The sequence below is a fragment of the Anaeromyxobacter dehalogenans 2CP-C genome, from assembly GCF_000013385.1.
GTDB classification, from domain to species: domain Bacteria; phylum Myxococcota; class Myxococcia; order Myxococcales; family Anaeromyxobacteraceae; genus Anaeromyxobacter; species Anaeromyxobacter dehalogenans_B.
On the sequence record NC_007760.1, the window covers coordinates 4327156 to 4341847 of the forward strand.

14 protein-coding genes are annotated in these 14692 nt (G+C 75.7%); 6 read left to right on the forward strand and 8 right to left on the reverse strand.

The annotated features are described in order from the left end of the window. The first annotated feature begins 63 nt into the window (after nucleotides 1-63). Together ftsA and ftsZ are read left to right on the forward strand one after the other, a co-directional pair. Nucleotides 64-1296 carry a cell division protein FtsA gene (ftsA, locus tag ADEH_RS19505; RefSeq protein WP_011422825.1) on the forward strand — a complete coding sequence of 411 codons (1233 nt, stop codon included), beginning with the start codon at nucleotides 64-66 and terminating at the stop codon, nucleotides 1294-1296. A gap of 19 nt (nucleotides 1297-1315) precedes the next feature. Then, the gene (gene ftsZ / locus ADEH_RS19510; RefSeq protein WP_011422826.1) at nucleotides 1316-2533 is read left to right on the forward strand and encodes a cell division protein FtsZ; all 1218 of its coding nucleotides are present in this window, start codon (nucleotides 1316-1318) and stop codon (nucleotides 2531-2533) included. A gap of 65 nt (nucleotides 2534-2598) precedes the next feature. Here the strand turns inward: ftsZ and ADEH_RS19515 are convergent, their stop codons facing one another. From ADEH_RS19515 to ADEH_RS19545, 7 genes are all read right to left on the reverse strand, one after another. Beyond that, on the reverse strand, nucleotides 2599-3255 hold the full coding sequence (locus tag ADEH_RS19515) for an HDIG domain-containing metalloprotein (protein WP_011422827.1): 657 nt from the start codon (nucleotides 3253-3255) through the stop codon (nucleotides 2599-2601). A gap of 26 nt (nucleotides 3256-3281) precedes the next feature. Next, nucleotides 3282-4280, reverse strand: a complete 999-nt coding sequence (locus ADEH_RS19520; RefSeq protein ID WP_011422828.1) for an alpha/beta hydrolase — start codon at nucleotides 4278-4280, stop codon at nucleotides 3282-3284. A gap of 118 nt (nucleotides 4281-4398) precedes the next feature. Beyond that, a complete protein-coding gene (locus ADEH_RS19525; RefSeq protein ID WP_041453714.1) occupies nucleotides 4399-5046 on the reverse strand; it encodes an autotransporter domain-containing protein in 648 nt (215 codons plus the stop codon). A 144-nt stretch (nucleotides 5047-5190) separates the two neighbouring features. Next, nucleotides 5191-5850: a hypothetical protein gene (locus ADEH_RS19530; RefSeq protein WP_011422830.1), complete on the reverse strand. Its 660-nt coding sequence runs from the start codon at nucleotides 5848-5850 to the stop codon at nucleotides 5191-5193. A 108-nt stretch (nucleotides 5851-5958) separates the two neighbouring features. Further along, a complete protein-coding gene (locus tag ADEH_RS19535) occupies nucleotides 5959-6339 on the reverse strand; it encodes a hypothetical protein (RefSeq protein ID WP_011422831.1) in 381 nt (126 codons plus the stop codon). A gap of 111 nt (nucleotides 6340-6450) precedes the next feature. Then, the gene (gene alaS / locus ADEH_RS19540) at nucleotides 6451-9168 is read right to left on the reverse strand and encodes an alanine--tRNA ligase (protein ID WP_011422832.1); all 2718 of its coding nucleotides are present in this window, start codon (nucleotides 9166-9168) and stop codon (nucleotides 6451-6453) included. A 74-nt stretch (nucleotides 9169-9242) separates the two neighbouring features. Then, entirely contained in the window at nucleotides 9243-9674 is a 432-nt protein-coding gene (locus ADEH_RS19545; RefSeq protein WP_041453715.1) for a hypothetical protein, read from the reverse strand. Nucleotides 9675-9832: 158 nt separating this feature from the next. Between ADEH_RS19545 and ADEH_RS19550 the strand changes: the two genes are divergently transcribed. Beyond that, on the forward strand, nucleotides 9833-10411 hold the full coding sequence (locus ADEH_RS19550) for a hypothetical protein (protein WP_232287344.1): 579 nt from the start codon (nucleotides 9833-9835) through the stop codon (nucleotides 10409-10411). Between the two features lie 67 nt (nucleotides 10412-10478). On the opposite strand, the gene trmB is transcribed toward ADEH_RS19550, so the two are convergent. Beyond that, nucleotides 10479-11084 (reverse strand): tRNA (guanosine(46)-N7)-methyltransferase TrmB, encoded by a 606-nt coding sequence (gene trmB, locus ADEH_RS19555; protein WP_011422833.1) that lies wholly within the window; start codon nucleotides 11082-11084, stop codon nucleotides 10479-10481. 34 nt (nucleotides 11085-11118) lie between these two features. On the opposite strand from trmB, the gene ADEH_RS19560 reads away from it, so the two are divergent. From ADEH_RS19560 to ADEH_RS19570, 3 genes are read left to right on the forward strand one after another with little or no spacing between them, the layout of a single operon-like run. Continuing rightward, entirely contained in the window at nucleotides 11119-12735 is a 1617-nt protein-coding gene (locus ADEH_RS19560; protein ID WP_011422834.1) for a hypothetical protein, read from the forward strand. Beyond that, a complete protein-coding gene (locus tag ADEH_RS19565; protein ID WP_011422835.1) occupies nucleotides 12732-13400 on the forward strand; it encodes an ABC transporter ATP-binding protein in 669 nt (222 codons plus the stop codon). The genes ADEH_RS19560 and ADEH_RS19565 overlap by 4 nt, the downstream gene beginning before the upstream one ends. Continuing rightward, nucleotides 13397-14686 (forward strand): ABC transporter permease, encoded by a 1290-nt coding sequence (locus tag ADEH_RS19570; RefSeq protein WP_011422836.1) that lies wholly within the window; start codon nucleotides 13397-13399, stop codon nucleotides 14684-14686. Before ADEH_RS19565 ends, ADEH_RS19570 begins: the two co-directional genes overlap by 4 nt. The last annotated feature ends 6 nt before the right edge of the window (nucleotides 14687-14692 follow it).

Here is a 14692-nt window from a genome sequence, read left to right on the forward strand (position 1 = left end):
CGGGTCCGAGAGGGCCCTAGGTGGGCGAAAGCGCGACGGCGCGGTCACGCCCGGAGGTTCAACATGGCGAAGAGCGGGGACATCCTCGTCGGCCTGGACATCGGCACGACGAAGATCTGCGCCATCGTCGGCGAGGTCACCGACGACGGCTCGATCGACATCATCGGCATCGGCTCGCACCCGTCGAAGGGGCTGCGGAAGGGCGTGGTGGTCAACATCGACGCCACCGTCGCCTCGATCAAGCGCGCGATCGAGGAGGCGGAGCACATGGCGGGGTGCGAGATCACCACCGTCTACACCGGCATCGCCGGCGGCCACATCAAGGCGTTCCCCTCGCACGGCGTGGTGGCGGTGAAGGACAAGGAGGTCCGCCAGCAGGACGTGGACCGCGTCATCGACCAGGCAAAGGCGGTCGCGATCCCGCTGGACCGCGAGGTCATCCACGTGCTCCCGCAGGAGTTCGTGGTGGACGACCAGGACGGCGTGAAGGAGCCGGTCGGGATGAGCGGGGTGCGCCTGGAGGCGAAGGCGCTCATCGTCACCGGCGCGGTCTCCTCGGCGCAGAACATCGTCAAGTGCGCGCAGCGCACCGGCCTGAACGTGGCCGACATCGTGCTGCAGCCGCTGGCCTCCTCGCTCGCCACGCTCTCCGAGGACGAGAAGGAGCTGGGCGTGTGCCTGGTGGACGTCGGGGGCGGCACCACCGACATCGCCATCTTCCACAACGGCTCCATCCAGCACACCGCGGTGATCTCGCTGGGCGGCAACCACCTCACCAACGACGTGGCGGTGGGGCTGCGCACGCCCACCCACGAGGCGGAGCGGATCAAGAAGCAGTACGGCTGCGCCATGGCCTCGATGGTGGACAAGACCGAGACCATCGAGGTGCCCAGCGTGGGCGGCGGGCAGCCGCGCGTCCTCTCGCGCCACATCCTCGCCGAGATCGTGGAGCCGCGCGTCGAGGAGATCTTCATGCTGGTGCAGCACGAGATCCAGAAGTGCGGCATGGAGGAGATCCTCGCCTCGGGCGTGGTGATCACCGGCGGCTCGACGCTGCTCGCCGGGATGCCGGAGATGGCCGAGGAGGTGCTGGGCGTGCCGGTGCGGCGGGGGATGCCGCGGGGGATCGGCGGCCTGGTGGACGTGGTGAAGAGCCCGATGTACGCGACCGCGGTGGGCCTGGTGATCTACGGCGCGCACCAGCAGGACGAGAGCCCGTACTTCAAGATCCGGGACGAGAACGTCTACCGCAAGGTGAAGGTCCGCATGAAGGAGTGGCTGGGCCAGATCTTCTAGCCGCGGGGGGAACCGACCAATGATCGAGTACACCGACAGGCAGGACGCGGCGAAGATCAAGGTGATCGGCGTCGGCGGCGGGGGCGGCAACGCCATCAACACCATGGTGGCGGGGCGCCTCGAGGGCGTGGAGTTCATCGCCGCCAACACCGACGTGCAGGCGCTGGCCGCGAACAAGGCCGGCGTGAAGATCCAGCTCGGCAAGTCCGCCTCGCGCGGGCTGGGCGCGGGCGCGAACCCGGAGGTGGGCCGCACCGCGGCGCTGGAGGAGCGCGAGCAGATCGCGGCGGCGCTGGAGGGCGCCGACATGGTGTTCGTGACCGCCGGGATGGGCGGCGGCACCGGCACCGGCGGCGCGCCGGTGGTGGCCGACATCGCCAAGGCCACCGGGGCGCTCACCGTGGGCGTGGTGACGAAGCCGTTCCTGTTCGAGGGGAACAAGCGGCGCAAGCAGGCCGAGGCCGGCATCGCCGAGCTGGCCGCCGCGGTGGACACGCTCATCGTGATCCCGAACCAGCGGCTGCTCTCGGTGGCGGGCGAGAACATGTCGCTCGCCGACGCGTTCAAGCGCGCCGACGAGGTGCTGCTGAACGCGGTGCAGGGCATCTCCGACCTCATCACCGTGCACGGCATCGTCAACGTGGACTTCGCCGACGTGCGCACCATCATGGGCGGCCAGGGCATGGCGCTCATGGGCACGGGCCGGTCCTCCGGCGAGCAGCGCACCATGGAGGCGATGCAGGCCGCCATCAGCTCGCCGCTGCTCGAGGACGTCACGCTGGACGGCGCCACCGGCCTGCTGGTCAACATCACCGGCGGCCCGAACCTCACCCTGCACGAGGTGAACGAGGCGGTGTCGATGGCGCAGGCCGCCGCCGACAGCGACGCGAACATCATCTTCGGCTCGGTGATCGACGAGCGCCTCGGCGACGAGGTGAAGATCACCGTCATCGCCACCGGCTTCCAGGCGCGCGAGGAGCGCAGCCGCGCGATCGCCCGCAAGGTCGAGCCGGTGGAGGCGAGGGCGCCGGCGACGGTCCGGCAGGTCCCGCCGCCGCTGCCGGTCGAGGCCGCCGCCAAGCCGCCCATCCGGCTGCAGACCCCGGCCGCGCCGGCCCACGTCACCGCGCCCGCGAAGGTGTCGTTCCGCCGCGAGGCGCCGGTGTACCGCCCCGCCGACGAGGACCAGTACGACATCCCGGCGTTCCTGCGCCGGGGCAACCCGCCGCGCGAGTAGTCCTCCCCGGAACCCTCGCGCCCCGCGGCGCGCCCGCTCGCCGGGCGCGCCGCGCTTCGTTCCGGCTACGGCGCGGGCGCGGGCGCGGGGGGTGGTGGCTCGGGCGGCACCGGCTCGTCGGGCAGGTCCGGCGCCGCCGCGCCGTCCAGCCCGAGCCGCGCCGCGATGGGCACCTGCGCCCGCAGCACGAGCGCCACCAGCTCCGGGAGCGGCAGCCCGACCTCCTCCGCGCCGCGCCGGATGTACTCGCGGTCCACCGAGCGCGCGAACGCCTTGTCCTTCATGCGCTTCACGACCGACTCCACCGGCACGTCGGCGATCCGCTTCGAGGGGCGCACCAGCGCGCAGGCGCCCACGAAGCCGGTCAGCTCGTCGGCGGCCACGATCGCCTTCTCCATGGGCGTCTCGCGCGCGATGCCGGTGTAAAACGCGTGCCCGCCCACCGCCTTCACGATCTGCTCCGGCCAGCCGCGGGCGCGCAGGATCTCCATGCCGCGGAAGACGTGGTCCTGCTCGGTGGGGAAGCGCTCGTAGTCGAAGTCGTGGAGCAGGCCCACCAGGCCCCAGGTCTCCAGCCCGGCCGGATCCGTCACGCCGGCGCGCAGCGCCAGCGCGCGCATCGACGCCTCCACCGCGAGGGCGTGGCGGCGGAGCGGCTGGGAGGCGGTGTGCTCGCAGAGCAGCGACCAGGCGGCGGCGCGGGACGGGACGGGGGCGGTCATGCCCTCATCGTATCCGCGGGCCCTGCTCAGCGCCGGGCCAGGCGCGGGACGAGGTGCTTGATGGAGGCGTCGTAGCGCCAGCTCGTGCCCATGTGGCCGCCCTCGAACTCCTCGTGGACCACCGGCACGCCGCCCGCGCGCAGCGCCTCCGCCACCATCCGGGCGCCCCAGCGCAGGTGGAACTCGTCGCGGGTGCCGCAGTCGAGGAACACGCTCGCGAGGCGCCGGTAGGCGTCGAGCGCGCGCGGCACGAAGCGGACCGGATCCGCCTCCAGCCAGCGCGCCCACACGTCCTCGCGGATCCGGCCGCTCGGCAGCTCGAACGGGAGCGCCAGGCCGAGCGGCGCGCCGGGATCGGCGGCGTAGTGGGCCGCCATCGCGAGCACGTTCAGCACCGGGTGGTCGCCGCCCCCGAGCCTCGTCTCGCGGGCCCGCCGCTTCGCGTCCGCGAGCCACGCGGCGGCGTCGGGCGCGCCGAGCAGCGCCGCCGCGGCCTGGGGGAGGTCGTGCAGGTAGCAGTACTCGAAGTAGGCGTCGCCGGCGTGGCAGCCGAGGTGCGCGAAGACGTCGGGCCGGTCCCGCCCCATGCGCAGCGCGCCGTAGCCGCCCGAGCTCTTCCCCACCACCGCGCGCGCCTCGCGCCGCGGGACGGTCCCGAGCCGCGCGTCCACCATGCGCACCACGTCGTCGGCCACGTAGTCCTGGTAGCGGCCCACCGCCGGCGCGTTGAACCACTGCGTGCCGCCGAGCGCGGTGAAGCCGTCCGGGAACACGGCCACGAACGGCGGGACCTCGCCGGCCGCGACCAGCGCGTCGAGCCGCTCCGGCACGGTGGGCTGGAACGCGCTCACGTTGAGCCAGCCGCGGGCCGAGCCGGCGAAGCCGTGGAGGAAGTAGACCGCGGGCAGCCCGGCCGCGCCGCCCGGCGGCACCCAGCACAGCAGCGGCCGCCGCGCCGGATCGCCGAGCGGGTTCCCGGCCAGCGCCTGCGAGTCGATCTCGAGCTCCACCAGCGATCCGTGCATGTCGCCTCCGCGCCCGGAGCGGTAGCGCGGCGGCGCGCCGGGGGCAAGCCCGGCGCCCGGAACGCGCGAAGGCCGCCCCGGGGGGCGGCCTCCCGCGCTGCGCGCCCGGCTCGGCGCCTTACAGGTCGAACTGGCCGCGCCAGCCGACCTGCAGCCACTCGTGGAACTTCTTGTCGTTGATGCTGCCGCCGCCGGAGATCACGCCCGAGGCGTCGCCCTTGTCGTAGCGACCGAAGCTCACCATCAGGAACGGGCCGGTGCGGAGCTGCGGCGCGACGAGGAAGTCCATGCCGGCCTGCAGGTTCAGCCACTCCATGCCCTTCCACTTCATGGTCAGGTTCTCGCCGCCGCCCTCCGCCTTCAGGCGGTTCCACTCGTACCCGATGCCGAGGCCGAGCCAGGGCGCGAGGTTGCCGGCGCGCGGGAGCGTGTAGATGCCCTCGACCCCGAGCCGCATCACGTACGCGGAGCAGTCCACCCCGGACACGTCGCACATGGACTTCAGGTCGCCGCCGGTGCCGGCGAAGCCGTAGGAGAAGTAGGGACCGACCGCGAGCTCCGGGGTCACCCGGAACAGCGCGTCCACCTGGATCGGCACCTGCCCGTTCACCCAGTCGGACATCTTCAGCTCGTCCCCGCCGCCGCCGCCCACGTCGCCGAGCCCCCAGGCGTAGCCGAGGCGGAGCCCCAGGCTGACCTGCGCGTTCGATGCGGTCGGCAGCAGCAGCGCGGCGAGCACCGCGCCCAAGGTCACGATCCTGCGCATGGCGATCCCCCTCACGTGATCGGGGCCGCCGCCGGAGCGGAAGGTCGCGCCGGGAGCCCCGCCGGGCCGAAAGCATACGCGGGGTGGGTCGCGCGGCAACTTCGCGGCCGGCGGCCGCGACACGACGCCGCGGCGCCCGATCCGCTACCGCTGCTCGAGCTGGACCCGGATCCCGACCTGGACCCAGCCGTGGAAGCGCTGCGCGTCGGCGAGCTCCGCGCGGCCGCTCGGGAACGGCCACTGCTGCCTGGCCTCCGCCGTCTGGTACCGGCCCAGGCTCGCCATGGCGAACGGCCCGATGCGCAGGCCGGACGTCGCCGCGAGATCGGCGCCGGCCTGGAGGTTCAGCCACTCCGGCCCGTTCATGTTCACGCGCGCGTCGCCGGGGAGGCCCCGGGTGGACTGGATCCACTCGTAGCCGATCCCGGCGCCGAGCCAGGGCGAGAGGGACCCGCGCGTCGCCAGCCGGTACAGGGCCTGCGCGCCGGCCCGGAGCGCCCAGCTGGAGCAATCGACCCCGGGCTCGCGGCACAGGGCCTGGAGATCGCCGCCGGTCCAGGCCCACCCGTAGGACAGGTACGGGCCGATCGAGAGCGCCGGGGTCACGCGGAACATGACGTCCGCCTGCACCGGGAGCTGCGCGTCCACCCAGTCGGACATGGCGTGCCGCTGGCCGCCGCCCTCCCCCACGTCGCCGAGCGCCCGCGCGTACCCGACGCGAACGCCCAGGCTCATCTGCGCGCTCGCCGCCGCGGGTGCCGCCAGCGCGGCGATCGCCGCGCCCACCGCCAGGACCTTCCGCATGCCACCGCCCCTCGCGCCCGCGCCGGGCGGGCGGCGCGCCCGCGCGGGCGACGCGCTCGGTGAATGATACCGCGAGTGATGGTGGCGGGGCGAGCCCGGCGCGGGCGATCAGCGGCCGCGCGCGAGCACGAGGCCGGTGCGGGCGGTCAGCTCGGTGGTGCGGGCGAGCAGCGACTGCGCCTCCGCGTACAGCGGATCGGCGTCGCCCGCCTCCTCCGCCGGCAGCTCGCCGATGCGCGCGAGCAGGTCGGACACGCGGAGCAGGTGCTGGTGCGCGAGCAGGAGATCGCGCCCGAGCCTGGCGCCCTGGCGCGTGAAGATGAGGCCGCTCTGGAACAACCGCGACAGGCCCCGCCGGTTCACCTCGTCCACGCCGCGGCAGCGCGCCTGCAGCTCGCGCAGCCGGCGCGACTCGCGCGCCTGCGCGAGGTCCACCACCGTGGACGCGCTCGCGGGGGCGCGGCGCGATCGGGGGAGCGGGGACGGCATCGCGGGGAATCGTAGGCACCCCGCGCCACCACGGTCAACGGCCGCCGGCGCTTGACAGTTCACGCCGGAGGTGCGGGCCGCGCGCGCTCCCGCGGGGGCGCGCGCGGCGGATCACGCGAGCGCGCGCGCCGCCAGCTCCGCCACCTTCTCGAGCGCCTTCTCCAGGCCGGCCGGATCGGAGCCGCCCGCCTGCGCCATGTCCGGCTTGCCGCCGCCCGAGCCGCCCACCAGCTTCGCGGCCTCCTTCACGAGGTCGCCGGCCTTCAGGCGCGCGGTGAGATCGCGGGTCACGGCCACCAGCAGGATGGCCTTGCCGTCCTGCTCGGCGCCGAGCGCCACCACGCCCTTGCCCAGCCGGTCGCGCAGCTTGTCGGCGAGCTCGCGGAGCGCCTTGCCGTCGCCCTCCACGCGCGCGGCCAGCACCTTCGCGCCGCCCACGTCCTTCGCCAGCGCGGCGAGGTCGCCGGACTGCGCCGCGGCCGCCTTCGAGCGCGCCTCCTCCAGCGCGCGCTCCAGGTCCTTCACGCGCCGCTGCGTCTGCTCGATCTTCTGCGAGACCTCGAGCGCGCCCGCCTTGAGCAGCGCCGCCGCGCGCCGCAGCTCCTCCGCCTCGCGCTGCTGGACCTCGACCGCGCGCGCGCCGGTGTACGCCACCAGGCGCCGCACGCCCGAGGCGATCGACTCCTCCGAGCCGATCTTGAAGAACGCGATGTCGCCCGACCGGCGCACGTGCGTGCCGCCGCACAGCTCCTTGGACGGGCCGATGCGGACCACGCGCACCACGTCCCCGTACTTCTCGCCGAAGATCATCATGGCCCCGGCGTGGCGCGCCTCCTCCAGCTTCAGCACCGCGGTCTCGGTCTCGGCGTTCTCGCGGACGAGCTCGTTCACCCGCCGCTCCACCGCGGCCAGCTCCTCCTCGGTGACCGGCTGGAAGTGCGAGAAGTCGAAGCGCAGGTAGTCCGGCGCCACCACCGAGCCGGCCTGCTTCACGTGCTCGCCCAGCACCTCGCGCAGCGCGAGCTGCAGCAGGTGCGTGGCGGAGTGGTTCGCGCGGACGAGGTCGCGCCGGCGGTCGTCCACCGACAGCTCCACCGCGTCGCCCACCGCCACCTCGCCGCGCAGCACCTCGCCGACGTGCGTGACCAGCCCCGGCACCGGGCGCTGCGCGTCGTCCACCCGGATCTCCAGCCCCGCGCCGGTGATGTGGCCGACGTCGCCCACCTGGCCGCCGGACTCGCCGTAGAACGGGGTCGCGTCGGTGACGATCTCGACCTTGTCGCCCTTGCCGGCGCGCGCCACGCGGGCGCCGTTCGCGAGGATGGCCTTCACCTGCGCGCGGGCCGCCGGCAGCTCGTAGCCGAGGAACTTCACCTCGCCGAGCTCGCCCGCGATCTGCTTGTGCAGGTCGTCCACGCCCTGCTCGCCCGAGCCCTTCCACTCGGAGCGGGCGCGCTGCTCGGCCATGTGCCGGTCGAAGCCCTGCTCGTCCACGTCGAACCCGCGCTCCGCCGCGATGACGCGCGTCAGGTCGAGCGGGAAGCCGAACGTGTCGTAGAGCTGGAACGCCACCTTGCCGTCGATGATCGGCCGGGCCCGGTCCGGCGCCGGGGTGGCCGGCTTGCCGTCGTGGGTCGCGTCGGGGACGAGCTTGCGCATCTCGCCCTCGAGGATGGCGAGCCCCTTGTCGAGCGTGCGGCGGAAGGACTCCTCCTCCTGCTGCGCCACCTTCTCGATGAACGCGCGGTTCTCCCGCGTCTCCGGGTAGGCCGCGCCCATCTCGTCGATCACGGCCCCGCACACCGCCGCCAGGAACGGCCGCTCCAGCCCGAGCCGCTTCCCGTGGCGGATGGCGCGCCGCATGATCCGGCGGAGCACGTAGCCGCGCCCCTCGTTGGACGGGAGCACGCCGTCGCCCACCAGGAACGTGGTGGCGCGGGCGTGGTCGGCGATGACGCGCATCGAGACGCCGTCGTCCGAGGCGGCGTCGTAGCGCTTGTCGGAGAGCCCCTCGACCGCGTGGATGATGCTGCGGAACAGGTCGGTGTCGTAGTTCGAGCGCTTGCCCTGCGCGACCGCGGCGAGGCGCTCCAGGCCGGCGCCGGTGTCGATGGAGGGCTTGGGCAGCGGGGTGAGCCCGCCGTCCTGGCCGCGCTCGAACTGCATGAACACGAGGTTCCAGATCTCCAGCCAGCGGTCGCAGTCGCAGGCCACGCCCTGGCACTTGCGCCCGGCCTGCTCCTCGGCGCACGGGACGTCGTTGCCCTGGAAGTAGTGCAGCTCGGAGCACGGGCCGCACGGGCCGGTGTCGCCCATGGCCCAGAAGTTGTCCTTGGCGCCCAGCTTGTGGATGCGCTCGACCGGCACGCCCTGCGCCTTCCACAGCTCGAACGCCTCCTCGTCCCAGGGCAGCGTCCCCTCGCCGGCGAACACCGTGGCCGCGAGCCGGTCCTTCGCGATGCCGAGCCAGGCGGGGCTGGTGACGAGCTCCCAGGCCCAGGCGATGGCGTCGGCCTTGAAGTAGTCGCCGAAGGAGAAGTTCCCCATCATCTCGAAGAACGTGTGGTGACGGGCCGTGAACCCGACGTTCTCGAGGTCGTTGTGCTTGCCGCCGGCGCGCACGCACTTCTGCGCGGTGGTGGCGCGCGAGTAGTCGCGGCGCTCGCGGCCGGTGAACACGTCCTTGAACTGGACCATCCCGGCGTTGGTGAAGAGCAGCGTCGGGTCGTTCTGCGGGACGAGCGAGGAGCTCGCCACGCGGCGGTGGCCGTGCTCCTCGAAGTAGCGCTGGAACAGCTCGCGGATCTCGGCGGCGGTCGGGGTCTTCATAGGTGGGATCGGCATCAATAACAGAGGTTTGCGCCGGGAGCCACCGCCGCGCGGCCCGGCCGCCGTCCCAGGGCTCAGCGACCTTCGCCGCCGTCCAGGCCCGGCAGCACCACCCGCCAGGCGCCGTCCTCGCGCACCAGCGTCACCTCGCCCTTCTCGCCGGCCTCGTCCTCCACCGCCACGATCGCGGTCCCGGCCGACTCGCGCACCACGACGGCGGAGCGGATCCGCGCCGCCCGCGCCGCGAAGTCGCCCAGCACCAGCTCGCGCCCGCTCGCCGGCACCACCCCGGGCGCCCGCGCCGCCAGCGCCTTCGCCCGGGCGTCGAGCGCCTCGCGCGAGCGCGCCGAGAGCATCGACCAGACGGCGCCGGCGTCCCCGGCGCGGGCGGCGGAGGCGAAGCGGCGGTACTGGTCGGCGGGGCCGGCCGGGGCGCGGCAGGCGGCGAGGGCGAGGGCGCCGGTGACGAGGGCGGTGAGGAGCGCGGGGGAGCGGAGGCGTCGCATGGCGCGAGTGTAGCCTCGCGGCCGCCCTCCCGCCTCCCTGGCAGGCGCCGGCCCTGCGGGGCCCGGCCCGCCCGCCGGCGTGCTGCCCCGGGGCTGGCCCACCACGCGCCGGGCGCCCAGCTTTTCGTCCGGGAGGAACCGCGATGAGGATCCATGCCTTGCTTCTGGGCGTCCCGGCCGCGATCGGGCTCGCCTGCAGCACCCCGAGCTCCGGCTCTCACGCGCGCGCGTCGAGCGCGCGCACGAGCCGGGCCAGCACCGACGCCGCGGCCAGCGCGCCGGCGGCGACGAACCCCGCCGTGCGGGCCGAGGAGGGCGCGCAGGCCGGCGCCGCCTCGGACGTGAAGGGCCACGCCAGCGACCAGGTGATCACCGGCCGGGTGGCGCAGGCCGACAGCAGCACGCTGACCATCCAGGCGGCGGACGGGACGCAGCGCTCGCTGCACGTGGCGCCCCAGACGGTCGTCACCGTGGACGGGCACGACGGCCGGATCTCCGACCTGGCGCCCGGGCAGGACGTGCGCGCCAGCTACAACGAGGTGGACGGGCGCGAGATCGCGGTGAAGGTCGAGGCCATGGGCGCGACCGGCACCGGCAGCAGCGGCTACACGCCGGGCACGCCCCCGGGCGCGCACCCGCCGGACGGCTCGCGCAACGACGCCGGCCGCGGCGGCACCACCGGCGCGCCGGAGAGCACCACGCCGCAGGGCTCGAGCCCCGGCGGCACCCGGTACTAGCTCCGGAAGTCGCACGCAGGAGGGGGCGTGGGGGCCTCCGGGCGCATCGGCCCGGGGGCCCTCGCGATCACGCCTTCACGAGGCGCAGGCGCCACACCGGCTCGCCGCTCGCGAGGTAGCGGCGCTCGCGCGTGGACGGGATCTCGTCCGGCGCGGCCTCCGCGAAGCGGCCCGGGCCGGCGGCGTTGCGGAAGCCGACCTCCTCGAGGCGGACCACCGCCTCGCGCGCGTAGCGCTCCACGTCGGTGCGGAAGTCGAGCACGCCGCCGGGCGCGAGCAGGCCGAGGAGCAGCGCCGACATCCGGTCGTCCACCAGGCGGCGGCGGTGGTGGCGGCGCTTCCACCACGGGTCGGGGAAGTGCACGTGGATCGCCGCGAGCGAGCCCGCGGCGAACAGCCGCGGGGCGAGGAGCCGCGCGTCGCCGTTCAGCACCAGCAGGTTGGAGAGGCCGTGCCGCGCGCCCTTGGCCGCCAGCTCCGCGGCGAACTTCCGCCGCTGCTCGATGCCCACCAGCGCTCGCTCCGGGAACGCGCGCGCGAACCCGAGCGCGAAGCCGCCGTGGCCGCAGCCGATCTCCAGCTCGAGCCGGCCGCCGGCTTCGCCGAAGCGGGCACGCCAGTCGGGCAGGAGGTCGCGCACGATGGGTGCGTCGTCTTCGATGGAGAAGATCATGAGCGCGCCTCTCTTAGCATGGTAAGAAACGTCCGTGCTCCGGCGCCTCCTCCTGCCGGCTCTCCTGGCCGTGGCGCTCGGCGCCGGCGGCTGCCGCGGACGCAGCCCCGGACCGCCCCCCGAGCGCTTCGTGCCCGCCGCCGCGCGGGCGGTGGTGGTCGTCCCTGAGACCGGGCGGGCCAGCCGGGAGCTGGCGGCCCTGCACGCCACCGTCTCGGCGTTCCCGGGCGCGGCCGCCGTCGCCGAGGCGCGCGGGGCGATCGCGGCCCAGCTCGGCTTCGACCCGCTCGACCGGAAGGGCCTCGCCGAGGCCGGCGTGGACGCGCGCCGCGGGGCGGCGCTGGCCCTGCTCGGCGCGGACGGCGAGCCGTCGCGGGCGCTGCTGGTGCTCCCGGTCGGCGACGCCGCGAGGCTCGAGACGCTGCTCGCGCGCCTCGCCCGCGAGCGGCTGGGCGCGGAGCTCCGCACCGCCGAGCCGCGCGGGACGTTCTCGACGGTCGCGTTCCGGCGCGCCGCCGGCGAGCCCATCGCGCTCGCGTACCTCGTCACCCAGCGCACCGCGCTCGTGTCGCAGGGGCCGGGCGCGGCCGACCTCGTGGCCGAGGCGGCCGGGCTCGCGCCGGAGCGGGCGCTGGCGGGGAGCGCCGCGTTCGCCGCCGCGCGGCGCGCGCTGGGCGACGCGCCGGCCGCGCTCGCCTTCGCGCCGCCGGGCTCGCCGCTGGTCGCGCGCGCCTGGCCGGTGCGCGACGGCCTCGCCCTGGGCCTCGCGGCCGGGCCGGGCGGCCTCCACGCCAGCGCCGCCGTGCTGCTCGGCGCGCGCGAGCCGTCCTTCCGCGCGCTCGCCGGCGGGGGCGCGGCCGCGGCGCTGCTCGCGCACCTCCACCCGGAGGCGCAGCTCGCGGCGCGCTGGGACGGCGAGCCCGGGCCGCTCGGCGGCAAGCTCGTGCCCATGCTCTCGCGCGCCGATCGCGCGCGCCTCGCCGCGCGCGGCCTGGACCCGCAGCGCGACCTGTTCGACCTGCTCGCGCCGGGCGCGGCGGTGGCGCTCTCGCTCTCGCCCGGCCTGGAGCTGGCCGGGCTCACCGAGGCGACGCTCCGCGCCGACCCGCTGCGGCTCGTGCGCCTCGAGGCGGTGGCGCGGGTGAAGGACCCCGATCGCGCCCGGGCCGCGTTCGACCGGCTCGCCCCTCCCCCGCGGCGGCCGCGCGCCGCCCGCCCCGCCGCCGCGCCGCCCGCCCCGGGCACCTGGCGGATCGCCACGCCCAGCGGCGAGCTGGCCTGGCGGCTCGACGGCGATCGGCTGGCCGTCGCCGGCGGCGCGCCCGGCGCGCTCGACGCGCTCGCGGCGCGGCTCGACGGCGACGGCGCCGGGTTCCGCGCGCCCACGCCGGCGGCCGAGGCGGCGTTGAAGGGCGGCCTGGGCGGCGCGGTGCTCGACGCGCAGCGGCTGGTGGCCGGCGTGCGCGCGCTGCCGGAGGACGCCTTCGGCACCGGGCCGTCCGGGTTCGTGGTCCGGTCGGTGGTGGACCGGTTCCTGGAGCCGGCCGCGCGCCTCTCGGCGGTGTCGCTCCGCGCGCAGCTCGCGGAGGGGGCGCTGGTCCTCGTCGCGGAGGTGGAGGTGCTCCCGTCCGCGCCCGAGGTCCGCCCATGATCCGGCTCGCCGGCGTCACCAAGGCGTTCCGCGACGGCGACCGGCCGATGCCGGTGCTGCGCGGCATCGACCTCGAGGTGCGGCCGGGCGAGCTGGTCGCGATCGTCGGGCCGTCGGGCTCGGGCAAGTCCACGCTCCTGTACGTCGCCGGCGCGCTCGACCGCGACTTCGCGGGCGAGGTGGAGGTGGCCGGCACGCGCCTCGCCGGGCTCTCGCCGCGCGCCCGGGCCGAGCTGCGCAACCGCGCCGTGGGCTTCGTGTTCCAGTCCTTCAACCTGCTCGCGGGGATGTCGGCGCTCGAGAACGTGATGCTGCCGGGCATGCTCCGCCGCGACGGCGCGGAGGGCACGGCCGCGGTGCGCGCCCGGGCCGCCGAGGCGCTCGCGGCGGTGGGGCTCGCCGAGAAGGCGCGGGCCACGCCGGCGCACCTCTCCGGCGGCGAGCGCCAGCGGGTGGCCATCGCGCGGGCCCTGCTGGCGCGGCCGCAGGTGCTCCTGGCGGACGAGCCGACCGGCAACCTCGACGCGGCGAGCGGCGACGGCATCATCCGGCTGTTCCAGCGGATGGCCGCCGACGGGATGACCGTGCTGGTGGTGACGCACGAGGAGCGCGTGTCCGAGGCGGCCTCGCGGGTGCTCCACCTCGAGGACGGGAGGCTCCGGTGAGCGCGCGCGGCGTCCTCTGGATCGCCCGGGCGAACCTGCGCGCCGACCGCAGGGGCGCGCTGCTGAACGCGACCGCCGCCTGCGTGGGCGCGGCGGCGCTGGTGTTCATCCTGGCGCTCGGCATGGGCGTCTCGCAGGCGGCCCGGCGCATGTTCCCGGCGGACGCGCGGCTGGTGGAGGTGATCCCCGCCGGCGTGGCGCTGGGCGGGGTCCTGGGCGGCGGCCGGCTCGACGACGCGGCGGTGGCGCGGCTCGGCCGGCTCCCCGGCGTCGAGCAGGCCTGGCCGCGCCTCTCGCTGCGCGTGCCGGTGGCCGCGTCGCGCGCGCCCACCGGGCTCGACTACAACTGGCCGCCCGGGATGACGCTCCAGATCCCGGTGGTGGGCGTGGCGCCCGGGCTGGTGCAGGGCGACGTGCGGGCGGGGCGGGCGTTCGCGGACCCCGGCCCGGGGGGCGGCCCGATCCCGGTGCTGCTCTCGCGGCGGCTGCTCGAGGTCTACGACAAGACCATCGCGCCGGCCTGGAACGTGCGGAGGCTGCCGCCGGGCCTGTCCATCGTGGGCCTGCAGCTCCCGGTGCGGGTGGGCTTCTCGATCGTGCCGCAGAAGACCGAGGACCGCGTGTACGAGGCGCGCCTGGAGCTGGCCGGGCTCTCCGACCGCGTGCCGCTCTACATGCTGGCGATGCCGCTCGACACGGTCCGGCGGCTGCACCGGGAGTACGGCAAGCCGGACGCGGGCTACACGCAGGTGACGCTGCTCGCGCGGCGCCCCGACGACGTGCCGTCGATCATGGCGGCGGTGCGGCGCATGGGCTTCTCGGTGGACGAGGGCGAGCGCTCGGCGGCGGAGCGCGTCGGCACGGTGGTGGCGGTGACCACCGGGGCGCTGGCGCTGCTCGCCGGCGTCATGTGCGCGCTCGCGGCGCTCGCCATCGCGCAGTCGCTCTCGGCGAGCGTGCGCGGCCGCACCCGGGAGATCGCGGTGCTGGAGGCGGTCGGCGCGGCGCCCGCCGACGTGCGGGCCGTGGTGCTCGCGGAGGCGGCGCTGGTGGGGCTGGTGGGCGGCGCGGTCGGCACCGCGCTCGCGGTGGTCGCGGCACGGATCGCCGACGCGGCCGCGGCGCGCGCGCTCCCGGACTTCCCGTTCCGCCCGGACACGTTCTTCGCGCTGCCGCCCTGGCTGGTGGTCCTCGGCGTGGCGGTGCCGGCCGCGGCGGCCGTCGTCGGCGCGCTCGCGCCGGCGGCGTTCGCGGCGCGGATCGACCCCGCCCGGACGTTGTCGTGACCCTTC